Raw genomic sequence first — 21,242 nt, forward strand, 5'->3', positions numbered from 1 at the left:
GTGTGCTGTGCGGCACAACACCACCAGTGTAAGAAAAGGGAGTTGCATCGGACCAGATCGGCGGATGTCCGTTGTGTTACGAAATCAACGGTCCGATGCTCGGCTTCGTACGTCTTTGTACGTCCTCCCTGCTGTAGGGGTCGGCTCAGTCGACCGTGATCGAGTCCAGCTGCCCCCGCAGATAGACGTGCGAGTCGACGGGCTCGTACGCGACCCGGCCCACCGGCGCGGGCAGCGACTCGACGATCGTGCCCGGGGTGCACTCGCCGAAGTAGACGAGGGACATCAGCTCCTCGGCGGGCGAGTCGGCCGGCGGCGGCAGCACCCGGTGACGGCCCGAACGCCACCGGTCGCCGGTCCAACGGGCCATCAGATCACCGATGTTGATCGTGAACGCTTCGGGATCGAACGGCGCGTCCTCCCAGCCGCCGTCGTCGGTCCAGACCTGGAGCCCGCCCTTCCCGGCCTGCCGGTCGAGAATGGTGACCGTCCCGAAGTCGGTGTGCGGCCCGATCCGGAACTGCCCCGGCTCCGGCTCGCCGACGATCTCGGTCCCCGGGTACCAGTTGATGTTGAAGCCGTACGTCGGATGGTCCATGTGCCGGGAGAAGAAGTCGTGTTCGACCCCGAGCGCGTCCCCGAGGAGGGTGAGCAGCTCCTTCTCCAGCTCGGCCATCCGGTCGAGGTACTCCTCGCACAGTGCCCGCAGTCCGGGCGCCTCGGTGGGCCACACGTTGGGGGCGTACCACTCGGCGTTGACGGCCGGGTCGTCGAACGGCTCGTGCGTGGCGAAGGACAGCGACTCCTTCAGGTCCGGTGGGGTCTCGGTGCCCTCCGCGTACCCGTTGGCCTCGGCCCCGGGGCCCAGCCACCCCCGCCCGCCGACCTTCACCGCGTACCGCTCCTTCACCTCGGCGGGCAGCGCGAAGAAGGCACGGGCCGCCTCCCGGACACCGGCCCGCAGGGCGGGGTCGACACCGTGCCCGGTGACCAGCAGGAAACCGGCGGTCTGGAGGGCCTCGTCGACGGTACGGGCGATCTCCTTGCGCGCCTGGGCGTCACCGGACAGCCAGGGCCGCAGATCGACGGTCGGAATACGGGGTTCACGGGATTCACGGGGTGAGTTCACCGATGTCCTCATTCCACAGGGCGGGATTGTTGCTGACGAAGTCGCGCATCAGGGCGACGCACGCGGGATCGTCGAGCAGCATGATCTCGACGCCGTGCTCGGCGAGCCAGTCGTGGCCACCGTGAAAGGTGACGGTCTCTCCCACGATCACCCGGGAGATACCGAACTGTCTCACCAGCCCGGAGCAATACCAGCACGGAGAGAGCGTGGTGACCATGGTCGTCCCACGGTATGAACGCTGCCGCCCCGCGTCCCGGAACGCGGCCGTCTCGGCGTGCGCCGAGGGGTCACCGTCCTGAACACGCCGATTGTGCCCACGCCCGAGCAGCGCGCCGTCGGCGCCGTAGAGGGCGGCGCCGATCGGAATCCCGCCCTCGGCGAGCCCGAGGCGGGCCTCGTCGAGGGCGACGGAGAGCCAGGCCTGTGCCTGGGTGTGATCCAGCTGGGGAACCTGTTCCATGGGGTTCACTCTCCCTCCGGCTGGAGCGACCGGACAGCACAGGCCTCCGGACGAAACCCGTACTGCTCGGCGCGGCTCTCAGCGCGGGCGGCGCCCCACTCCCCACGGAGGCAACCCGATGACCGCGACCACCCGGTCGCCGTGGGCACACCTCTCTGAACTCTCGACACTCTCGACGGTGGTCGGCCCTGTCTCCCCCGTCGGGGACGACCACCGGACGAGTGGGTTTCTGTGAGACGGCGTACGGGTGCGGAGCTGATCCCCTAGCGTCGTTGCCGTGGACGAAGAGGAAGACCGGCGGCTGGCCGCCATCACCCCCGAGATCACCCGCCGTTCGATCGATCTGCTGCGCAAGGTGGTCGGCCTCTATCCCGAGGAGCGCATCGCCCAGGAAGCCCTGGACTGCGCAGACGACATCCTGGCCCAGTACGGCACGGACGGGCTGCGCATCCTCGTCATGAGCCTCACCGGATGGGCCGCGGTGGAGATAGAGAAGGACGCGATGGCCTCCAAGCGGCCCCTGGACGCGATGGTCGACGACATGATGCTGACGTGGCTGGAGGCCAACCCGGAGGCGTGACCTGGGCCAGGAGATGCAGCGGCTGGCCGTGGTGCCGCCCTCGCCGCGCTCCAGGCGCTCTACGACGCCGCCGACGACGACTCGGCGACGGGCGGGCCCGACATCGACCGCCGTATCTTCCCGATCGTCTCGGTGATCACGGAGGACGGCTTCGAACGCCTCCCCGACCAGGAGACCGAGGACCTGAGCCACGAGATGGTGGCCGCCCGGCGAAACCGCCCGGACGGGCCGCCGCCCTGCCGTAGGCGATGCCGGCCTTCCCCTTCTTCCCCTGTCCCTCGCTTCCTTCGCGCGCGACGCATACGAACCCCTCACTTCTTCCGTCAGTTCAGTACATGAGCCGTGCTGTCAGCCTTGCCATGAGCGGACGTTGTGGCCTGAGGGGGAGAAGCGATCGTGGATCAGAAGGTTCTTGACGCCCAGAAATGGGTGAACGCCACCTACGCGAACGTCGCCGGCTACCAGGCGTGCCCGGAGACCGGCCGGACCGGATGGTCCACCATGCACGCCCTGACCATGGGACTCCAGCACGAGCTGGGCATCAGCCCGGTCGTCGCCAGCTTCGGGCCCGGCACGCTGGCCAAGCTCCAGGCCATCGGCGACATCGGGTTCGGCTGGAACGCGAACAGCAACATCGTCCGCATCATCCAGCACGGCCTGTTCTGCAAGGGGTACTGGGGCGCCAACGGCTTCGGCGAGTACGGCGCGGTCACCACCGAGGCCGTCAAGCTGATGCGCGACGACATGGGCCTGCCCGACGGCGGCGCGGGCACCGCGGGCGGCCAGATCACCCCGGCCCTGTTCAAGTGCGTACTCAACATGGACGCCTACGTCCGGGTCGTCGGCGGCACGGACGAGGTACGGGCCATCCAGCGGTGGCTCAACGGCCGTTACTGGCAGAAGAGCGCCTTCGGTATCGGCCCGTGCGACGGGATCTACTCCCGGGACGTACAGAAGGCGCTGATGACCGGGCTCCAGTACGAGCTGGGCCTCGCCGCCCCCAACGGGAACTTCGGCCCCGCCACCCAGGCCGCGCTGCGGACGCAGAACCTGGGCCTGGGCAACTCGGGTGTCCTGGTCCAGATGTTCTCGGCGGCCTGCGTGTTCAACTCCCCGGTGCCCTCCGGCACCAGCGCGGCGGGTACGCCCACGACCTGGCGCAGCACCTTCAACGACACCCTCGTCGAGTGGGTGAAGATCTTCCAGCGCTTCTCCAAGCTGCCCGACTCGGGCCGCGCGGACTACCAGACGTGGGCGCAGCTGCTGGTGTCGATGGGCGACGCGGACCGCCCGGCGACGGGCAGCGACACGCGCTGGGAGATCACCCCGTCCCGGGCCAGGTACATGCGCGACAACGGCTACCAGGTGGTGGGCCGCTATCTGTACGACCCGCCGGGCTCGACCCTGGACAAGGAGATCAAGCCCGGAGAGCTCGAGACGATCTTCGGCGCCGGCCTGAAGGTCTTCCCGATCTACCAGGACAACGCCCGCCGGCTCGCCGACTTCACCTACACCGCCGGCTACCAACACGCCCTGAACGCACACTCGTTGGCCGTCGGATACGGCTTCAACCGGGGTACGACGATCTACTTCTCGGTGGACTACGACGCCACTCAGGACGAGATCGACTCGGCGGTCGTGCCGTACTTCCACGGTGTCGCCGCGGGCCTCGCCTACAACGGCAAGCGGTACATACACGGCGTGTACGGCTCACGGAACGTCTGTACGAACGTGACGAAGCAGACCGGCGCCCGCTACTCCTTCGTCTCGGGCATGTCCTACGGCTTCTCCGGGAACCTCGGCTTCCCGATCCCCGCGAACTGGTCCTTCAACCAGATCAAGGAGATCGACATCACCAACGGCTCGGACTTCTTCGAGCTGGACCGCGACGTCATCTCCGGCGCGGACCCCGGCCAGAGCTCCGTCAACAGGACGGCGGGCCCGGCCGACGGCTTCATCAGCTACCTCACCCGCCTCCTGGCCATCGCGCGGGAGTACGGCAAGGGCAACCCGAACCAGCTGGTCATGGAGTACGTACGGCACATCTCGTACGGCGGCGGCGACTGGGACTTCCTGATCGGCGAATACGACGGCGACTTCGTGAACTTCGCCAACGGCAAGGGTATGTCGGTGATGGAGGGGTTCAAGGACCCGTACACCGGCTACGAGTTGGGCGCCGAGCACCTGATGGCGTCCGCGAACGGCCACTTCGTGGCGTGGAAGCCGAGCAATCCCCGCTCCGTCAACGAGGGCGACGTCGCGGGCTGGGGCGGTGACCTGCTGACGTTCTACGCCGACTGGCGCCACGCCGTGGAGACCTACCCGTCGGGTTACGCGTTCGCGATGGCCAAGCTGGCGAAGGTCGGCGTGGCCTCCAGCTTCGGCTTCAACGACCTGATCGAGGACGCGGACGCCTGGCTGCTCGCCGACGCGGTCCGCAACCAGGGCAAGGACATCGTCACCGCCGTCACCGACCTCTACAACGGCGGCGGAGGCCTCCGGCGCTTCCAGCGGTACTGGGACGGCCGGTTCAACGGGAACGCGGAGGACGCCAAGTTCCTGGCCCACAACATCCTCACCGCGGCGGACGACAAGGAGGTCGTCGCGGCGCAGCTCGGGCTGGTCACGGTCCGGGGCGGCATCAAGACGCTCCCCGCCATGCTGAGCTACGACGATCTGGAGCGGCTCGAACAGGGCTTCGTTGATACGCTCCTGGCCCGCACCGGCCAGGAGTCGCGGATGGCGGCCACCTACCGCAAGAACCACGACACCTACCTGCGCGCGGCCAGGTCGCGGGCACGGGCACACAAGGAGTAGCCGATGCGTCGGTTGGGCCCACTGGCATGGCTGGCCGTGGCCGTCGCCTCCTCGTTCCTGCTGGGGATCACGTACTTCATCGGTATGTTCTCCGGCGGCCACGAGCTCGACGAGACCTGTGCCTCCGTCGGCCAGACCGTGGACCAGCGCTACCGCGACGAGCACTGGCGGGAGCCGGGCCAGTGGTTCCCGCTGCACAACAAGTGCAACGCCGGCTACGACCTCGTCCCGGTGTGGGTCAACCCGGCTGTCGTCATCCTGACCTCGCTGATCGTCGTCTGCGTGGGGGCCGCGGTGTGGTCGGCGGCCACCCGCCGCCACGCGAAGAGATCAGCGAAGGCCCAGAGCAGGTAAGGCCCGCAGCGCACGTAGGGCCCGCCGTGCACGCAGGATCCGCAGAGCACGTGAAACTCGAAGAGGGTGAAGTTGTGATGGTCGGTTTCGGTGAGTTGTCGCGGCGCCGGTTCGCCGGTGCGACGGGTGCGGTGGCCGGTGCGGTGGTGCTGGGGTCGGTGGGAACGGCTGCTCCGGCGTCCGCCGCGGTCCCGGCTCCGGCCGGGGGGTGGAAGGGCGGCAGGTCGGCGAACGGCTGGCCGGTCCTGACGCAGGCCACGGAGTACGACATCGAGGGCAGCGGCCAGTCGGTGCGGCTGGCGGACGGCGACGCGTCCGTGCTTCTGCTGCACGTGGCACGGCGCTTCCACTACGAGATCGACCAGCTCCGGAAGGGGGACGTCCACGGCCACCGATCCTCGGGCGCGGTCCGGGCTCCGTACGAGTCCAACCACCTGTCCGGTACGGCGATGGCGATCCGTCCGGAGGCGTACCCGGTCGGCGTCAAGGGCGGCCTGTACCCGCGTGAGCTGGTGATCGTCCGGGACATCCTGGCGGAGCTGGACGGCGCGGTGCGGTGGGGCGGCGACTTCGAGACCCCGAAGGAGTCCCATTTCGAGATCGCGCTGAGGCCCGGTCACCCGAAGCTGAAGGGCGTCGCGCGCAAGATCCGCGGCTGGAACGACAGCCCGGGGGAGGGCGCGGGGTCGATCGACGCGTTCGACCCGAAGCGGCGCGCGAAGGCGAGGGCGTTCACGCTCCGCAGCGCCGGACAGGGCGTAGGGGGGACGGCCTGACAACTCCTTGATCCGTGTTCGTGGTCGCGTCTAGGGTCGGGTACGTGACTGCCGGGTCGGCCTTGGGCCATACACGAGTTGGGTGCCCGGCCTCGGCGTGAGCCCGAGGCGGGCCCGAGGCCCGCCCCCTCCTCCGCGTCTTTCCTCATCGCCCTTTGCAGCGAACCCCAGGACACGGAGAACACACCACACATGCAGCAGCCTTCACCCACCCCCGAACTGCCCACCACCGCCGTTCAGTTGAACCACACCGCGGTTTTCGCGAGCGACCGCCGGCTGTCGGCCGAGTTCCTCGCCACGATCCTGGGCCTGGAGGTCGGCGCCCCCTTCGGCCCGTTCCTGCCCGTCGACCTCGGCAACGGCGTGACCCTCGACTACTACGAGAAGCGTGACGAGCCGATCCAGTCGCAGCACTACGCGTTTCTCGTGCCCGACGACCAGTTCGACACGATGATCGCCCGCCTGGAGGCGGTCGGCGTCCCCTACTACGCCGACCCGAGCCACACCGAACCCGGCCGCGTCAACGACCTCTTCGGCGGCTCCGGCGCCTACTTCGCCGACCCGGACGGCCACAACCTGGAAATCCTGACCAGGCCGTACGCCCGCCCGTAGGCACGACGGGCCGAGTGCCGTGTCGTCGGCCTACGCCTGCGGTTCCAGGACGGAGTAGTCGGCGAAGCAGCGGCGGTACCGCGTGTGACGGGTTTCCTGCGTGTGCCGCCGCTGCCACTCCTCGACCTTCGCCGGATCCGGGTGCCGTCCCGACACCGCCCCGCAGTCGTCCTCGTCGCCCGAGACGCAGCGCGCCTCGTACTCGGGCTCGGCGGCGCCGTCCTGGACGATGGAGTACGGCACGTACCGGAAGACGCGGCGCCGGGTCGGGGTGCTCGCCCCGTCCCCGAGATGCGCCTGCCGCTGGTGGCGCCGGAACAGGACGTTGGCGTCGGTCTCGCGGGTGCGGTCGCACTCTTCGCGGGCCCTCGTCCGGAACCTGTCCAGTTCGTCGCAGGCCGCGCAGCCGGGTACGGGCTCGGGGGCCGCCGGGTAGATCGTGGCGGGCAACAGTTCGAGCCCCGAGCGGTGTTCCAAGGTCATGTGCCAACTCCGTACGTACGTCGCTACTCGCGATTACTCTGGGTGTACTGAGCGTGGCTGAGGGGAACGGCCCGGATCAACGCCTGGCGCGTGTGAATGGGGCACTGGCACCAGAGGGGGACGCGTGGTTCGACGGAACGCAGAGGACGGTTGTGGGACGGGAGTCAGCAACGCCGCCCTGTTCGGCGAGGTGTTGCGGCACTTCCGCGAGGCCGCGCTCCTCACACAGGCGGCGCTGGCCCAGCAGATCCCGTGCGACCGCTCGCATGTGGCGAAGGTGGAGGCGGGAGTGAGCGTCCCGCAGGACACGTTCGCAAAGGCGTGCGACGAAATCCTGGGCACGGGTGGGATGTTGCTGCGGTTGTGGAAGAAGGTGGACTGGTATCCGGAGGTGCAGCATCCGGACTGGTTCGAGCGGCGGGCGCGGATGGACGCGGAGGCGGTGGCGCTGCGGGAGTATCAAGAGCGCGTCATGCCGGGCATGTTGCAGAATCCGGGCTACGCGCACGCGCTGTTCTCCCGGATTGCGAGCGGTGATGAGGTTGAGGAGCGTGTCCGGGCCAGGCTCAGCCGTCAACCGCGCTTCTTCGCTGACGACGGCCCGCTGTACGTCGCCGTCCTGGACGAGAGTTGTCTGCGCAACCAGGTAGGGGGCCCGGAGGTCATGCGTGACCAGTGCGCCCATCTGCTGAGCGTGGGACAGCGCCCCAACATCCGTATCCAGGTGGCCCCGGCGAGCTACCCCGAACTTCTCCGCCCCAACGTTTCCATGTCGTTGATCGAACTGCCTGACGGCCATCGGTGGGTGTATTCGGAGTCGCTGGACCGTGGCCATTTCAACGACGATCCGACCGTCTGCGCGCAGCACAGCCACGCCTATGATGTGCTCAGGGCGGACGTCCTGTCAGCCCGCGAATCCGCCGCTCTGATCAGCGACGTGATGGAGGGGTACAAGCATCATGCAGAGGCACGAACTCGACGTGGCGACCTGGATCAAGAGCAGCTACAGCGGCGAGAACGGCGGCAACTGCGTCGAGGTGGCCCCCGGATTCCCCGGCGTCGTCCCCGTCCGTGACAGCAAGGTGGCTTTCGGCGGGCCGGTGGTTGTCGTAACCCGCGCCGCCTGGGCGGAGTTCGTGGGGTTCGCGGCTCAGGTGTGAATCGGCCCGCTCTGATCAGCCCCACGATGGAGGAGCGCGAGCATCATGCACAGGCACGAACTCGACACGACGACGTGGATCAAGAGCAGCTACAGCGGCAACGACGGCGGCAACTGCGTCGAGGTGGCCCCCGGATTCCCCGGCGTCGTCCCCGTCCGTGACAGCAAGGTGGCTTCCGGCGGTCCGGTGATCGTCGTAGGCCGGGCCGCCTGGGCGGAGTTCTTGGCGCTCACCTCCCGACCGTGACGGGTGGCGCCCGGCGGGGAGGACCCGCCGCATGAGGCGATGATGTCTCCTTTCCGCACGGTTCTCACCCGGTTTCGCGGGCCACGCCCCCGCATCCGGGCGGGGTGCGGCCTGCTGGTGTCGATGCCCTCGAACCGGACCCGGTCCTGCGTCGCCCTGCATCCCGCGCCTGTCAACTTCCCTGTCGGTGAGGGTAGTTCGCAAAGTTCAGGGCCAGCTCGTCGAAGTGCTCGCGGTAGGAGTCCGTCGCTTCGTGGAACGCCTTCTCCGAGAAGAGCCCCCGCTCCAGGAACAGGACGGGCGCACCGGTCAGGGCGCTGTGCAGCAGATGCAACTCGTCGACGGTGAGGCGGAGTTCGCGTGACTCCGTCCATCCGATCGCGAAGTGTCCGGCGAGGGCCTGGACGGTCTCCCGGCTCGCACCGAGCCGAACGGCGAGCGCTGTGTCCCTGTCCTGTCCGTCGTCCCCGTCGCTTCCGTCGTCGAGGAAGACGGTCAGCGCCCTGTGTATGACGTCGGCCTGGTACGGCCGGACCCGGGCGATGAACTCCTCGCCGTCCCGTGTGAACTGGACGCGCAGTCTCATTCGGCCACCGCGTGGGTGACGTGGGTCGTGGGCGTCTCGTACGCGACGTAGGCCGCGTTGTTGATGGCCAGGGCGAGGGCGTCGAAGTCCTGCCGGAAGTGGCCCAGCCGAATGTGGAAGGACTCCTGGCAGAACTCGCCGCCCGTCTGGACGAAATGGGTGGCCGCGTTGGTCAACGCGCAGAGCAGCATGTGGAGTTCGTCCGGGCGCAGCCGTATGTCGAAGGGCCCCGCGTGCGGCCCGCACAGACGGGTGAGGAGAGCGTCGACCACATCCTGGCCGGCGCCGAGCAGCAGGTTCAGGTAGGCGTCGTCGGCTTCGGTTCGTGCGCAGTAGCTCAGGGCCTCATGGAGGGCACGTGCTTCGGAGGGCAGGAGCTGCGCGCTGAAGCTCGCACCGCTTCCGCTCACGTCGTGGGCGAAGGAGAAAGTAGCCATCGCCCCCTCTTCTACCCGCCGTCGCCGCCGCGCGCCAACGTATTCGGCCGGCATCGGCACCCGGCCCGCTCGGTCCGGGTGTGGTCGGACGGCGCCGCGCCAAAAGCGTTACGGGGCTCCTTTGAGCGATACGGATATCAGATGCTCTCCGTCCGTCGTCGCCCCCGGAATCCCGTATCGCGCGCTAATCGAACTGAATTCCGATTAATGGATAGAGGGTACCTAAACCGCTACCGACGTGCATCGACCGATTCCTGTCCATTAATGCCGCATATTCGGCAATTTCTTAAGTGCTCCTGGTCACTATTGGTTGATCCTCGAAACACAGTGGGCATCTCGATCATCATGACCACGGAGACGCGCACGCCCCATCCAGTCCTTGACCAAGACGCCATCACGAGCCTCCTCTTCAGCGACGGCGCGGACGGAACCGAAATTCACGCACGCTGGCGCACAGCGGTCTCGGACGAACTGTTCCGGTATCGGCCAGGACTCGGGGCCCAGCAGCGATGGCAACTCGCCTACGAACGGCTACGAGCCCTGAACAAACACGTCCCGTCGCCCGAAGACCTCGCCAACGACCCGCGCGCACTCGCGGCGTTGCACGAGTGGACCTGCCCCGTGGACGGCGCAACGGTCACCGTTGCCGGTATCCACTACAACCTCTTCCTCGGCAGCGTCGTCGACGACGAGGTCTCCCCGACGCGCGACCTGACGGACTTCGCCACCATGTCCCGGCTGGGGACGTTCCTGTGCACCGAGCGCGCGCACGGCAACGACGTACCGGCGCTGGAGACCGTCGCCCGCTACGACAGGGAGCGCGACGAGTTCGTCCTGCACACCCCGCACCCCGGGGCGCAGAAATTCATGCCCAACACCAGCTCCGCCGGCGGCCCCAAGACCGCCGTGGTCGCCGCCCGCCTGATCGTCGACGACAAGTTCCTGGGCTCCTTCCTCTTCCTCACCCCGCTGAGCGACGAGTTCGGCACCCTGCCCGGCATCACGGTCACCCTGCTGCCGGAGCGCGTCGGCACCTCGGTCGACCACTGCGCCACGAACTTCGACAACGTACGGCTGCCCCGCACCGCCCTCATCCAGGGCGCCCACGGTCAACTCCTGCCCGACGGAACCCTCGACAGCTCCGTCGGCAGCCCGCGCAAACGGTTCATCCACGCCATCAGCCGTGTCGTGGCGGGCAAGCTGTGCATGAGCGGCAGCGGGCTCGGGGTGGCCCGTACGGCACTCGCGATCGCCGTCCGGTACTCGTACACCCGGCACATATCCGGGCCCGTCGCCGGACAGCGCGTCCCGCTCGCCGCCCACCGCACCCACCACACCCGCCTCCTCGACCACACCGCCACCGCCTACGCCATGACCTTCCTGCACCGGGCGGCCACCGAACGCTGGGTCACCCACACGCCCGAGGACCGCGACGCCGCCGAGCGGCTGGTCGCCGTCACCAAGGGGTGGGTCACCTGGCGGGCCCGGGAGATCGCGGCCGAGAGCCGGGAACGGTGCGGCGCCCGGGGGCTGTTCGTCGAGAACGGGCTCGCCGCCATGGCCGGTGACATGGACGGTGCGATCACCGCCGAGGGCGACAACGTGGCCATCTGGTGCAAGGCCGGCGCCGAGCTGATCTTCGGTCACGAACTCGCGCCGGAACCCGTCCGGCCCACCGGCGACGAGCCGTTGACCGACCCCGGGCTGCTGCGCCGCGCCCTCACCACCGCCGAGCGCTACTGGCACCAGGCCGCCCGTCGCGATCTGCGGCGCGAGGGCAGCGGCGACAGCCTCGGCCGCTGGAACAACGCCTCCGACGCCGCCCTCAACCTCGTGGAGGCGTACACGGTGGGCCAGGCGGCGGACGCGCTGCTCGCCGCGTGCGCCCGAGTGCCCGACCCGATCACACGCGCTGTCCTGGAGGACCTGACCGCGCTCTTCCTCCTCCGTCAGGTCGACGCCCGCAGCGGCCTGCTTCTCGTCGAACAGGCCCTCACCGTCGACCAGGTACGCGCCCTGCCGGAGACCCTGCACGCCCTCACGACCCGGCTGGCCCCGCACCTCAGCAGCCTGACCGAGGCCTTCGACGTCCCGGAAGAGCACCTGTCGTCGCTACCGATGCTGAACGGCGCCTGACCTTGACCCGCGCTTCCTGTGAACTGGAACGGGGCGATTCCTGACCCCAGTATGACGCGTGCATGATATTCGGTTGAGGTGTCCGACGACGTGCCGGGCGTGTGGGGGGACGCACGCCCGGCACGTCCGCGAACAGGTCGGTACGGCCGCTCCCGCGGTCGGCCCGCTGCGGCACCCCGTCCAGCCCCGCGCTCACCAGGGCCACCACGAGGCGTGTGATGTCACCGAAGGCCGGCGGGCCAGTGTTCCGGCCCCCGGCCTACGTACTGCTCCACCCCGCCCTCCGGGCGGACAGCGGAAAGGTGACGGCAGGCCTTAGTGGTCTGCCGTAAACGGTGGGAACCCGGCTTCCGTCATGCGCTCGGTCACCTGGGGTAGACGGTCGGGCGCGGCGTCGAGAAGCAGCAGCAGCCCGGGATCGTCGCTGTCCGGGCCGACGCTGTTGCTCAGAATGCCGAGGAGGATGGCCAGAGCCATCGGAGGTTCGTCGCAGAGGAGCTCGTCCGCCTCGTGGACGAGGACCGCCAGCGCCGGTTCGGGTTGTTCCGAGGCCGCCTTGTCGTGGCGCGCTCTCATCATCACGTCCCTGAGACAGTCGTTGAAGGCGTCCCAGTTGTGGCTGAAGTAGTCCGGGAAGTTGAGCGAGGCCGCCCATTCGGCGAACATGCCCTGACTGGTGCGGCAACGGGAGCCGTGTACGGCCCTGAGCGTCGAACTGGACGGCACGTGTTCCGCCAGTGGTCGGATCCAGACTGCCGTGTTGGTCATCCCATCATCTCCATGTGGTGCGGCGGAGCGGCGCGGCGGAAACGGGGAGTGTTTCCGCCGCACCGCACCTGTTGTACCGGACTGGCCGGGGTGTCTAGAACCGGCCCAGGAAGTAGAACGTGTTGTAGTGGTCGAACGTGGCGTAGACGTTGCCGGTGTTGGGGTTGCGGACCAGTCGATGTTGGCCGCGCCCCCCGGAGGGGTTCGTGTGGCTGTACATGTGTATGTCGTACTCCACGTAGGGGGAGAGACGGGTGTTGTTCGGGAGAGTGCTCCAAGCCTGGTTGGGGCTTGCGCCCCGCGCCCTCTCCTGGCGCGTGAGCGTGCCGTTGTAGTCGTTGAAGATGCCGCCGTAGTAGATGAACCGGTCCGCGCTGTAGTTCGGCTCGAAGTACGCGTACCACGTGCCTCCGTAGGCCTGGGCGGGCCACCCGTGACCCCACTGCGGGCTGAGGTCGCGCCAACCGAACGTGCTGTGGTTCCAGTCGATGTTGTAGTTCGCCCAGAACGCCGCCGAGCTGTTGGCGTCCTGCCACATCCCCGGGTTTATGTTTGCCCCTGCCGGGACCTGCTGCTGCCAGCAGGTCTGCGGGCAGTAGACCGTCTGCGGCGGGGTGGCGGACGCGGTCCCGATGGTGCCGCCCAGGAGGGCGAACGCCATGCCTGCGACGGCCAGGGCGCGGCCGAGTCTCCGGGGCCGGGGCTTCTTCTGGAGTGCCGCAGAGGGTGCGGATGTCTGATCGGTGGAAAGCATCTCAGGTACCTCGCATCGGTCCGGTGTCTCCGAGGCCATGTGGCTCGGTCGACCACAAGGAGCAGGTCGTGGGGGACGACAGTCCGACGGTCGTCTTCGAGGCCGGCCGTTCCTTGTGTGTGGACCCGATACTGGGCGCTGAGTGCGATCAGAATCTTGTGTAGTTCTACCCAATTCGGCAGAACTGGGTAGCGCATGGGTACGGTTGGGTGTGGGTGTGGGTGTGGGTGTGGGTGTGGGTGTGGGTGTGGTGCAGGCAGCCCCCGGCACCGGAGCGGCCGCACCGTGCTCGACGAACGGGCCCGCACCCGCCCCTACCGCACAGGGACCGGACGACGCGGAGAGGTTCCCCGGTGGCTGCGCGCCTGTGGTCGCCACGGGGGTCACACGCGCCGAACGGCCGACCACCCGCCGGCCGCGTCCCCGACCTCATGGGGCAGGCGGGAATGTGACGACAGGGCCTGGCTAGTCCTTGGGATCCTCGCCGCTCTCACGGCGCTTCAGCTCCTCCTCGCGGCGGCGCAAGTCGGCCTCCCAGTCGCGCAGATGGGCGTCGTCGTCCGCCACGGAATCCGAGGCCCCGGACTCCTCGTCCTTGAGGGACATCAGGAACTCCGGGTTGTCGTCCGGGGCGATCCACTGGCCGCCCGAAGAGCCGCCGATGCGCTGCGAGGTGGCGCGGTCGCGGCCGATGATCAGCCAGGAGACGGAGCCGACCAGCGGGAACAGGAGGATGAGGATGGCCCACAGAGGCTTGGGCATGAAGCGGACGTCCGTCTCCTGCGTGGTGACGCAGTCGATGAACGCGTAGATGCTCAGCGCCAGAGGCACCAGGATCAACAGCACCCGCAGCATGTATTCGGTCCCCTTGAGTCGCCGTCCGGATCCGCTGCCCGGAGTCGCTGTCCGGGCGCTACGACGGTCGCGTCCCAGCCCCGCTGACAGGTCCAGGGTAGTGCGTGACGGATACTGGAACGCATGGCTTACGACGATCTTCGCTCCCTGCTCAGGGCGCTGGAGCGCGAGGGCGACCTCAAGCGCATCAAGGCCGAGGTGGACCCGTACCTGGAGGTCGGGGAGATCGTCGACCGGGTACAGAAGGCGGGCGGACCCGCGCTGCTCTTCGAGAACGTGCGCGGGTCGGCGATGCCGCTGGCGATGAACGTGTTCGGCACCGACCGGCGGCTGCTCAAGTCGCTCGGGCTGACGTCGTACGCGGAGATCAGCGACCGGATCGGCGGCCTGCTGAAGCCCGAGCTGCCGCAGGGGTTCGTGGGCGTGCGCGAGGCCTTCGGCAAGCTCGGCTCGATGGTCCACGTACCGCCGAAGAAGGTGAAGTCGGACAACGCGCCCGTGCAGGAAGTCGTCCTCAAGGGCGACGAGGTCGACCTCGACAGCCTCCCGGCCCTCTTCACCTGGCCCGAGGACGGCGGCTCCTTCTTCAACCTGGGGCTGACGCACACCAAGGACCCGGAGAGCGGGATCCGCAACCTCGGGCTGTACCGGCTCCAGCGGCACGACAAGCGCACCATCGGCATGCACTGGCAGATCCACAAGGACAGCCGCAACCACTACCAGGTGGCCGCCCGTAAGGGTGAGCGGCTGCCGGTCGCCATCGCCTTCGGCTGCCCGCCCGCCGTCACCTACGCGTCCACCGCCCCCCTCCCCGGTGACATCGACGAATACCTGTTCGCCGGGTTCATCGCGGGCAAGCGGATCGAGATGGTCGACTGCAAGACGGTGCCGCTCCAGGTGCCGGCGCAGGCGGAAGTGGTGCTGGAAGGCTGGCTGGAGCCCGGCGAGATGCTTCCCGAGGGCCCCTTCGGCGACCACACGGGCTTCTACACCCCGCAGGAGCCGTTCCCCGCGCTCACCATCGACTGTATGACGATGCGGCGGCGCCCGCTGCTCCAGTCGATCGTCGTGGGCAGGCCGCCCACGGAGGACGGCCCGCTGGGCCGCGCGACGGAGAGGTTCTTCCTCCCCCTTCTCAAGATCATCGTCCCGGACATCGTGGACTACCACCTCCCCGAGGCCGGCGGCTTCCACAACTGCGCGATCGTCGCTATCGACAAGAAGTACCCCAAGCACGCGCAGAAGGTGATGCACGCGGTCTGGGGCGCCCACATGATGTCCCTGACCAAGCTGATCGTGGTCGTCGACGCGGACTGCGACGTCCACGACCTGCACGAGGTCGCCTGGCGGGCCTTCGGCAACACGGACTACTCCCGCGACCTCACCGTGGTCGAAGGCCCCGTCGACCATCTCGACCACGCCTCCTACCAGCAGTTCTGGGGCGGCAAGGCGGGCATCGACGCGACGCGGAAGTGGCCCGAGGAGGGGTACACGCGAGACGGCGGCTGGCCGGAGATGGTGGTGTCCGACCCCGACACGGCCGCGAAAGTCGACAGACGCTGGAAGGAATACGGCCTGTGAGTTCCGCCTCCGCATCCGCCGCACTGCCGCAGCCGGGCCGCACCAGGGCCTTCCTGCGCCTCGTCATGATCGAGCACTCGATCTTCGCGCTGCCCTTCGCCTACATCGCGGCGCTGACGGCGATGTTCCAGATGGACCGGAACATCCACTGGAGCCGGCTGCTCCTGGTCACCGTCTGCATGGTCGGCCTGCGGACGTTCGCCATGGCCGTCAACCGGATCATCGACCGCGAGATCGACGCCCGAAACCCGCGCACGGCCCACCGTGAACTGGTCACGGGCGCCATGTCGGTGAAGCACGCCTGGACCGGCGCCCTGGTCGCCGTCGTCGTCTTCCTCGGCTCGGCGGCCCTGCTGAACCCCCTGTGCCTGGCCCTCGCCCCCGTCGCGGTGATCCCGATGGTGGTGTACCCGTACGGCAAACGGTTCACGAACTTCCCCCAGGCCATCCTGGGCCTCGCCCAGGCCATGGGACCGGTCGGCGGCTGGCTGGCGATCACGGGGGAGTGGTCCTGGGACGCGGTCATCCTGGGGCTCGCGGTCGGCATCTGGATCGGCGGCTTCGACCTCATCTACGCCTGTCAGGACGTCGAGACGGACCGCGAGACCGGCGTGCTGTCGGTTCCGGCGCGCTTCGGCATCCCGGCGGCGGTGTGGGGCGCCCGGGTCTGCCACACCCTGACGACGGCGCTGCTCGTCTGGTACGCGCTGGCCACGGACGCCGGGGCGTTCCTCTGGCTGGGACTCGTCGTCGTGGCGGGGGCGTTCGTGTACGAGCACAGGATCGTGCGGCCGCACGATCTGTCGCGGCTCAACAGGGCGTTCTTCAGCGTCAACGGGTTCATCGGGATCGCTCTTTTCGGGTGCGCGCTGCTCGATCTGCTCGTCCGTGGGCTCACGGTCTGAATTCCCATCGGGGTCACCGCCGGTAGGCTCAGGGTGTGAACGCAGGAGAAACGCAGCGCACGCCTTGGATCGTGGGGGTGTCCGGAGCATCGGGGACGCCGTATGCGGCTGCTGTGCTGCGCGCGCTGCTCGGGGCGGGTCAGGCCGTCGATCTGATCGTCAGCCGCGCCTCGCGGCTCACGTTGCTCGACGAGACCGGGATCCCCTTCCGCGACGCCCACTGGCAGGACGACCTGCGGGAATGGCTGTCCCGGGGCGCCGACGGCAAGCCCGGCACGTTCGCCGTGGACATCGACGGCGTACGGCACTGGAGCGCCGGGGACCTGGCGGCCGGGCCGTCCTCCGGGTCGTACGCCACCAAGGGGATGCTGATCGTGCCCGCCTCCACGGCCTGCGTGGCCGGGGTCGCGCTGGGGCTGTCGAAGGACCTGTTGCAGCGAGCGGCCAGTGTGACCCTCAAGGAACGGCGCCCGCTGGTCGTCGCCGTACGCGAGTCCCCGTTGAACGGGCAGACACTGCGGCACCTGGTGACCCTGGACGACGCCGGCGCGAGCGTCGTACCGGCCTCGCCCGCCTTCTACTCCGGCGCCACCCACATCCAGGACCTCGTGGACTTCGTCGCCGGGCGGGTCCTCGACGCGGCGGGCGTCCCGCACGCGCTGTACACCCGCTGGGAGGGCGAACTCGGCGGCGGGCCCGGGACTCCCCGCGTTCCCCGTACGTCCCGTACTGATAACGACTGAGCCGGTGTACGTATCAGCGACTGGCAGTACCGCTCATCACCTTCAGCAAGCGCAACCCGCAACCCTCAGCAAGTTTCAGCTTCAGGATTCTTCATCGGAAGGCTCGATCGCATGGACGCCGTGGACAGGCAGCTCATCCAGGCCCTGAGAGAGAACGGCAGGGCCTCCTACGCCGAGCTGGGGCGCCTCGTCGGTCTGTCGGGACCCAGCGTCACCGACCGCATCAACCGGCTGGAGACGGCCGGTGTCATCACCGGGTACCGCGCCACCGTCGACGCCGCCTCGCTCGGCCTCGGTGTGACCGCGCTCATCGGCATCTCGCTCTCCGACGCGGCCGACCACGAGGACGTGGCGCGTCGGCTGCGCGACCTCGGCGAGATCGAGGACTGCTGGTTCATCGCGGGCGACGACTCGTTCATGCTCAAGGTGCGGGCGAGTGACGTCGACGGGCTGGAGAAGATCATCCGTCGGCTCAGCGGGACGCAGGGCGTCTCCAGGACCCGTACGACCATCGTGCTCTCCACGAAGTGGGAGAACAGGGTCGGTGAGCTGCCCGAGGAGCAGTAGGGGCGGGGGCGTAGGTTTACGAGGCCGCGGTTCACGAGACCGCGGTTCACGAGGCTGCACGAAGGCTGTCTAGGAGAGGGCTGAGCGAGGAATGAGCATGGACGTCGGGCTCAAGCGCGAGCTGGAAGAGAAGGTCAGGGCCGGTGAGCGGCTGACCCGTGAGGACGGCATCGCGCTGTACGAGTCGGACGACCTGGCCTGGCTCGGCGGGCTGGCGCACGAGGTGCGGACCCGTAAGAACGGTGACGTCGTCCACTTCAACGTCAACCGGCACCTCAACATGACCAACGTGTGCACCGCCTCGTGCGCCTACTGCTCGTTCCAGCGCAAGCCGGGCGAGAAGGACGCGTACACGATGCGCATCGAGGAGGCGGTCAAGCTCGCCAAGGCGATGGAGGGCGAGAACCTCACCGAGCTGCACATCGTCAACGGCCTGCACCCGAGCCTCCCGTGGCGCTACTACCCGCGCTCCCTGCGGGAGTTGAAGGCCGCCCTGCCGGATGTCTCCCTCAAGGCGTTCACCGCGACGGAGATCCACCACTTCGAGACGATCAGCGGGCTGTCGGCGTCCGAGATCCTCGACGAGCTGATCGACGCGGGTCTGGAGTCCCTGACCGGCGGCGGCGCCGAGATCTTCGACTGGGAGGTCCGCGAGCACATCGTCGACCACCGGACGCACTGGGAGGACTGGTCGCGCATCCACCGCCTCGCGCACGAGAAGGGTCTCAAGACCCCGTGCACGATGCTGTACGGCCACATCGAGGAGCCCCGGCACCGGGTGGACCACGTCCTGCGGCTGCGTGAGCTCCAGGACGAGACGAACGGCTTCCAGGTCTTCATCCCGCTGCGCTACCAGCACGACTTCGTCGACATGAAGGACGGCAAGGTCAGGAACCGCCTCCAGGCGCGTACCCAGATGGCGACGGGCGCCGAGGCCCTGAAGACCTTCGCGGTCTCCCGGCTGCTCTTCGACAACGTCCCGCACGTCAAGGTCTTCTGGGTCATGCACGGCGTCCAGACCGCCCAGCTCGCCCTCCAGCACGGCGCCGACGACATGGACGGCTCGGTCGTCGAGTACAAGATCACCCACGACGCCGACAACTACGGCACCCCCAACAAACTCACCCGCGACGACCTGCTCGACCTGATCCGGGACGCCGGATTCCGGCCGGTGGAGCGCAACACGCGGTACGAGATCATCCGCGAGTACGAGGGCCCGGACCCGGCGCGCCGGGACTCGCCGCAGGCGATGCGGGTGTGAGGCGCGTGTGAGCGGTTCGGGACGTGGTACTCGGCGGAGATGACTCCACGTACCGCCGCGGCACCCGAGGAGGCCTACACCGCGGCACCCTTCGTCCCCGACCGCGGCGGCCTCCCGGCGCTGCGCCGCGCTGCGGCCGACTGCCGGGGGTGTCCCCTGCACCGGGATGCCACGCAGACCGTGTTCGGGGCCGGGGACAGGGCCGCCCGCGTCATGCTCGTCGGCGAACAGCCCGGCGACCAGGAGGACCGCCAGGGCAAGCCCTTCGTCGGCCCGGCCGGCAAGCTCCTGGACAGGGCCCTGGCGGAGGCCGGCATCGACCCGGCGGAGGCGTACGTCACCAACGCCGTCAAGCACTTCAAGTTCACCCAGGACGAGCCCGGCAAACGCCGGATCCACAAGCCGCCGTCGCTGCGCGAGATGACCGCGTGCCGCCCGTGGCTGGCCGCCGAGCTGGCCGTCGTGGAGCCCGAGCTGATCGTGCTGCTGGGGGCGAGCGCGGGACGGGCGCTGCTCGGTTCGTCGTTCCGGGTGGGAGAGGTGCGCGGGGCGCTCCTGGAGCGGGAGATCCACGGTCGACAGGAGAGGCTGGTGGCGACGGTGCATCCGTCGTCGGTGCTGCGGGCGAGGGACGACGCGGACCGGAAGGCGGCGTACGGGGGCCTGGTCTCGGACCTGGAGGTAGCGGCGCGGGCACTGGCGTAAGGCTTTGTGAGGATCCTGAGTACCCGATGCCGATGCCGATGCCACTCGCCGTACCCCGCTGCAAGATCGTGGCCTGGGCGTGTTTCACTGGATGACGTCCGTTTTTGGCAACGTTCGGACCGTCGTACCGGAAGACCGGAAGAAGAGTGGATTGAGATGCTCCGCTACACGCTGATGCGCTTCGGGATCCTGGTGGCCTGCCTGCTGGTCGTCTGGGGTCTCGTCTACACCGGTGTCGCACCGCGCGGCCTGGGCAGCTCCAACGGCATGTGGATCATCCTGCTCTCCCTCGTGATCTCCGCCCCGATCAGCTTCGTGGCGCTCCGCAAGGAGCGGGACCGGGCGTCGGTGCAGATCGTCGAGAAGGTGGACCGCGTCAAGGCCAACCTGGAGGCGAACCGCAGCCAGGAGGACGAGGCGGTCGACGAGGCGGCTCAGGCCCAGGCTCCGGCCCAGAGCTAGCCTCCCGACCTCACCGTCCAACTACCCTTGCCCTCATGGGTGCTGTGAAGAGCAAACGGATGCCGCGCGCCGTCCGTGAGCAGCAGATGCTGGACGCCGCCGTACGGACCTTCGGCCAACGCGGCTACATGGCCGCGTCGATGGACGAGATCGCCGAACTCGCCGGTGTCTCCAAGCCGTTGGTCTATCTGTACCTGAACTCGAAGGAAGAGCTCTTCACCGCGTGCATCAGGCGCGAGGCCAGGACGCTCACCGAGGCCGTCCGCGCCGGTGTCGAACCGGCCCTGCCCGCCGACCGCCAGCTCTGGGACGGTCTGCGCGCGTTCTTCACGCACACCGCCCAGAACCCGGACGGCTGGTCGGTACTGCACGTCCAGGCCCGAACACACGGCGAGCCGTTCGCGGCCGAGGTCGCGGCGATGCGCGAGGAACTCGTCGAGTTCGTCACGGAGTTGATCGTGATCGCGGCCCGCGAGGCACACAGCGACCCCTCGCTGCCCGAGCGAGAGGTCGCCGGCCTGGCGGTGGCCCTGGTAGGCGCCGCCGAGTCCCTGGCGGCCTGGGCCAACACCACCCCGGCCGTCACAGCGAGACAGGCGGCAACAACCCTGATGAACTTCGCCTGGGCAGGCCTGGCCAACCTGATGACAGGCACCCCCTGGTCACCCCCACAGGACCCCGAGTAACCCGAGAGGTCCGGCGCGCCCGTCCTTGCTGGATGGGGGCCGCAGGCCCCCTCTCAGGGGCGCGGGGAACTGCGCGACCAGCCACGACGGCGCACGCGAACCCATACCCCCTCCCTCCAGGGGCGCGGGGAACTGCGCGACCAGCCACAACGGGCGCCGCACCCGACCCCCCCTCACCC

At 68.6% G+C, this 21,242-nt stretch carries 25 protein-coding genes and 1 pseudogene; 18 read left to right on the top strand and 8 right to left on the bottom strand.

The features are described from left to right. Nucleotides 1-145 precede the first annotated feature (145 nt). Both ADL01_RS18915 and ADL01_RS18920 read right to left on the bottom strand, forming a co-directional pair. Nucleotides 146-1,129 carry an isopenicillin N synthase family dioxygenase gene (locus tag ADL01_RS18915; protein ID WP_420719729.1) on the bottom strand — a complete coding sequence of 328 codons (984 nt, stop codon included), beginning with the start codon at nucleotides 1,127-1,129 and terminating at the stop codon, nucleotides 146-148. Further along, entirely contained in the window at nucleotides 1,113-1,589 is a 477-nt protein-coding gene (locus ADL01_RS18920) for a nucleoside deaminase (protein ID WP_053743184.1), read from the bottom strand. Before ADL01_RS18920 ends, ADL01_RS18915 begins: the two co-directional genes overlap by 17 nt. Nucleotides 1,590-1,866: 277 nt before the next feature. Here ADL01_RS18920 and ADL01_RS18925 point away from each other — a divergent pair, with 277 nt between their 5' ends. The 6 genes and pseudogenes from ADL01_RS18925 (at nucleotide 1,867) to ADL01_RS18945 (ending at nucleotide 6,728) form a co-directional block, all read left to right on the top strand. Then, nucleotides 1,867-2,169: a hypothetical protein gene (locus ADL01_RS18925; RefSeq protein ID WP_053743185.1), complete on the top strand. Its 303-nt coding sequence runs from the start codon at nucleotides 1,867-1,869 to the stop codon at nucleotides 2,167-2,169. Between the two features lie 27 nt (nucleotides 2,170-2,196). Further along, nucleotides 2,197-2,400: pseudogene (locus tag ADL01_RS46320) on the top strand (proteasome subunit beta); the annotation flags it as partial. A 165-nt stretch (nucleotides 2,401-2,565) separates the two neighbouring features. After that, entirely contained in the window at nucleotides 2,566-4,986 is a 2,421-nt protein-coding gene (locus tag ADL01_RS18930; protein ID WP_053743186.1) for a glycoside hydrolase domain-containing protein, read from the top strand. A gap of 3 nt (nucleotides 4,987-4,989) precedes the next feature. Beyond that, nucleotides 4,990-5,340 carry a hypothetical protein gene (locus ADL01_RS18935; RefSeq protein WP_053743187.1) on the top strand — a complete coding sequence of 117 codons (351 nt, stop codon included), beginning with the start codon at nucleotides 4,990-4,992 and terminating at the stop codon, nucleotides 5,338-5,340. Nucleotides 5,341-5,417: 77 nt separating this feature from the next. After that, the gene (locus tag ADL01_RS18940) at nucleotides 5,418-6,116 is read left to right on the top strand and encodes a hypothetical protein (RefSeq protein WP_053743215.1); all 699 of its coding nucleotides are present in this window, start codon (nucleotides 5,418-5,420) and stop codon (nucleotides 6,114-6,116) included. Between the two features lie 192 nt (nucleotides 6,117-6,308). After that, nucleotides 6,309-6,728: a VOC family protein gene (locus ADL01_RS18945; protein WP_053743188.1), complete on the top strand. Its 420-nt coding sequence runs from the start codon at nucleotides 6,309-6,311 to the stop codon at nucleotides 6,726-6,728. Between the two features lie 30 nt (nucleotides 6,729-6,758). Here the strand turns inward: ADL01_RS18945 and ADL01_RS46325 are convergent, their stop codons facing one another. Continuing rightward, complete coding sequence (locus ADL01_RS46325; RefSeq protein WP_053743189.1) at nucleotides 6,759-7,211, bottom strand: hypothetical protein; 453 nt, start codon at nucleotides 7,209-7,211, stop codon at nucleotides 6,759-6,761. Nucleotides 7,212-7,335: 124 nt separating this feature from the next. Here ADL01_RS46325 and ADL01_RS18955 point away from each other — a divergent pair, with 124 nt between their 5' ends. Genes ADL01_RS18955 through ADL01_RS18960 form a run of 3 tightly spaced genes read left to right on the top strand, consistent with a single transcriptional unit; the run spans nucleotide 7,336 to nucleotide 8,617 of the window. Continuing rightward, a complete protein-coding gene (locus ADL01_RS18955; protein WP_053743190.1) occupies nucleotides 7,336-8,286 on the top strand; it encodes a DUF5753 domain-containing protein in 951 nt (316 codons plus the stop codon). After that, nucleotides 8,249-8,371 (top strand): DUF397 domain-containing protein, encoded by a 123-nt coding sequence (locus ADL01_RS46330; protein ID WP_234354712.1) that lies wholly within the window; start codon nucleotides 8,249-8,251, stop codon nucleotides 8,369-8,371. Before ADL01_RS18955 ends, ADL01_RS46330 begins: the two co-directional genes overlap by 38 nt. Nucleotides 8,372-8,416: 45 nt before the next feature. Beyond that, the gene (locus ADL01_RS18960) at nucleotides 8,417-8,617 is read left to right on the top strand and encodes a DUF397 domain-containing protein (protein ID WP_053743191.1); all 201 of its coding nucleotides are present in this window, start codon (nucleotides 8,417-8,419) and stop codon (nucleotides 8,615-8,617) included. Between the two features lie 172 nt (nucleotides 8,618-8,789). On the opposite strand, the gene ADL01_RS18965 is transcribed toward ADL01_RS18960, so the two are convergent. Further along, nucleotides 8,790-9,203 carry a hypothetical protein gene (locus tag ADL01_RS18965; protein WP_053743192.1) on the bottom strand — a complete coding sequence of 138 codons (414 nt, stop codon included), beginning with the start codon at nucleotides 9,201-9,203 and terminating at the stop codon, nucleotides 8,790-8,792. Further along, complete coding sequence (locus ADL01_RS18970) at nucleotides 9,200-9,640, bottom strand: hypothetical protein (RefSeq protein ID WP_053743193.1); 441 nt, start codon at nucleotides 9,638-9,640, stop codon at nucleotides 9,200-9,202. Before ADL01_RS18970 ends, ADL01_RS18965 begins: the two co-directional genes overlap by 4 nt. 345 nt (nucleotides 9,641-9,985) lie before the next feature. Here ADL01_RS18970 and ADL01_RS18975 point away from each other — a divergent pair, with 345 nt between their 5' ends. Next, the gene (locus tag ADL01_RS18975) at nucleotides 9,986-11,776 is read left to right on the top strand and encodes an acyl-CoA dehydrogenase (RefSeq protein ID WP_053743216.1); all 1,791 of its coding nucleotides are present in this window, start codon (nucleotides 9,986-9,988) and stop codon (nucleotides 11,774-11,776) included. 315 nt (nucleotides 11,777-12,091) lie between these two features. Here the strand turns inward: ADL01_RS18975 and ADL01_RS18980 are convergent, their stop codons facing one another. The 3 genes from ADL01_RS18980 to ADL01_RS18990 form a co-directional block, all read right to left on the bottom strand. After that, the gene (locus tag ADL01_RS18980; RefSeq protein ID WP_053743194.1) at nucleotides 12,092-12,544 is read right to left on the bottom strand and encodes a barstar family protein; all 453 of its coding nucleotides are present in this window, start codon (nucleotides 12,542-12,544) and stop codon (nucleotides 12,092-12,094) included. A gap of 94 nt (nucleotides 12,545-12,638) precedes the next feature. Further along, nucleotides 12,639-13,298, bottom strand: a complete 660-nt coding sequence (locus ADL01_RS42215; protein ID WP_159049571.1) for a ribonuclease domain-containing protein — start codon at nucleotides 13,296-13,298, stop codon at nucleotides 12,639-12,641. Nucleotides 13,299-13,763: 465 nt separating this feature from the next. Continuing rightward, on the bottom strand, nucleotides 13,764-14,153 hold the full coding sequence (locus ADL01_RS18990) for a PLD nuclease N-terminal domain-containing protein (RefSeq protein ID WP_053743196.1): 390 nt from the start codon (nucleotides 14,151-14,153) through the stop codon (nucleotides 13,764-13,766). Between the two features lie 123 nt (nucleotides 14,154-14,276). Between ADL01_RS18990 and ADL01_RS18995 the strand changes: the two genes are divergently transcribed. The 8 genes from ADL01_RS18995 to ADL01_RS19030 all read left to right on the top strand — a co-directional run bounded on the left by ADL01_RS18995 (nucleotide 14,277) and on the right by ADL01_RS19030 (nucleotide 21,063). After that, on the top strand, nucleotides 14,277-15,734 hold the full coding sequence (locus tag ADL01_RS18995) for a menaquinone biosynthesis decarboxylase (protein ID WP_053743197.1): 1,458 nt from the start codon (nucleotides 14,277-14,279) through the stop codon (nucleotides 15,732-15,734). Further along, nucleotides 15,731-16,639, top strand: a complete 909-nt coding sequence (gene mqnP, locus ADL01_RS19000; RefSeq protein WP_053743198.1) for a menaquinone biosynthesis prenyltransferase MqnP — start codon at nucleotides 15,731-15,733, stop codon at nucleotides 16,637-16,639. Before ADL01_RS18995 ends, mqnP begins: the two co-directional genes overlap by 4 nt. 35 nt (nucleotides 16,640-16,674) lie before the next feature. After that, the gene (locus ADL01_RS19005) at nucleotides 16,675-17,382 is read left to right on the top strand and encodes a UbiX family flavin prenyltransferase (RefSeq protein WP_053743199.1); all 708 of its coding nucleotides are present in this window, start codon (nucleotides 16,675-16,677) and stop codon (nucleotides 17,380-17,382) included. A 111-nt stretch (nucleotides 17,383-17,493) separates the two neighbouring features. Then, entirely contained in the window at nucleotides 17,494-17,949 is a 456-nt protein-coding gene (locus tag ADL01_RS19010) for an Lrp/AsnC family transcriptional regulator (protein ID WP_053743200.1), read from the top strand. Between the two features lie 97 nt (nucleotides 17,950-18,046). After that, the gene (mqnE, locus tag ADL01_RS19015) at nucleotides 18,047-19,210 is read left to right on the top strand and encodes an aminofutalosine synthase MqnE (protein ID WP_053743201.1); all 1,164 of its coding nucleotides are present in this window, start codon (nucleotides 18,047-18,049) and stop codon (nucleotides 19,208-19,210) included. A gap of 39 nt (nucleotides 19,211-19,249) precedes the next feature. Next, entirely contained in the window at nucleotides 19,250-19,915 is a 666-nt protein-coding gene (locus tag ADL01_RS19020) for a UdgX family uracil-DNA binding protein (RefSeq protein WP_053743202.1), read from the top strand. A 156-nt stretch (nucleotides 19,916-20,071) separates the two neighbouring features. After that, nucleotides 20,072-20,377 carry a DUF4229 domain-containing protein gene (locus ADL01_RS19025; RefSeq protein ID WP_053743203.1) on the top strand — a complete coding sequence of 102 codons (306 nt, stop codon included), beginning with the start codon at nucleotides 20,072-20,074 and terminating at the stop codon, nucleotides 20,375-20,377. Nucleotides 20,378-20,412: 35 nt separating this feature from the next. After that, nucleotides 20,413-21,063 carry a TetR/AcrR family transcriptional regulator gene (locus tag ADL01_RS19030; RefSeq protein WP_053743204.1) on the top strand — a complete coding sequence of 217 codons (651 nt, stop codon included), beginning with the start codon at nucleotides 20,413-20,415 and terminating at the stop codon, nucleotides 21,061-21,063. Nucleotides 21,064-21,242 lie beyond the last annotated feature (179 nt).

Origin of the sequence: Streptomyces sp. NRRL WC-3618, from assembly GCF_001280005.1 — a bacterium.
Taxonomy (GTDB): domain Bacteria; phylum Actinomycetota; class Actinomycetes; order Streptomycetales; family Streptomycetaceae; genus Streptomyces.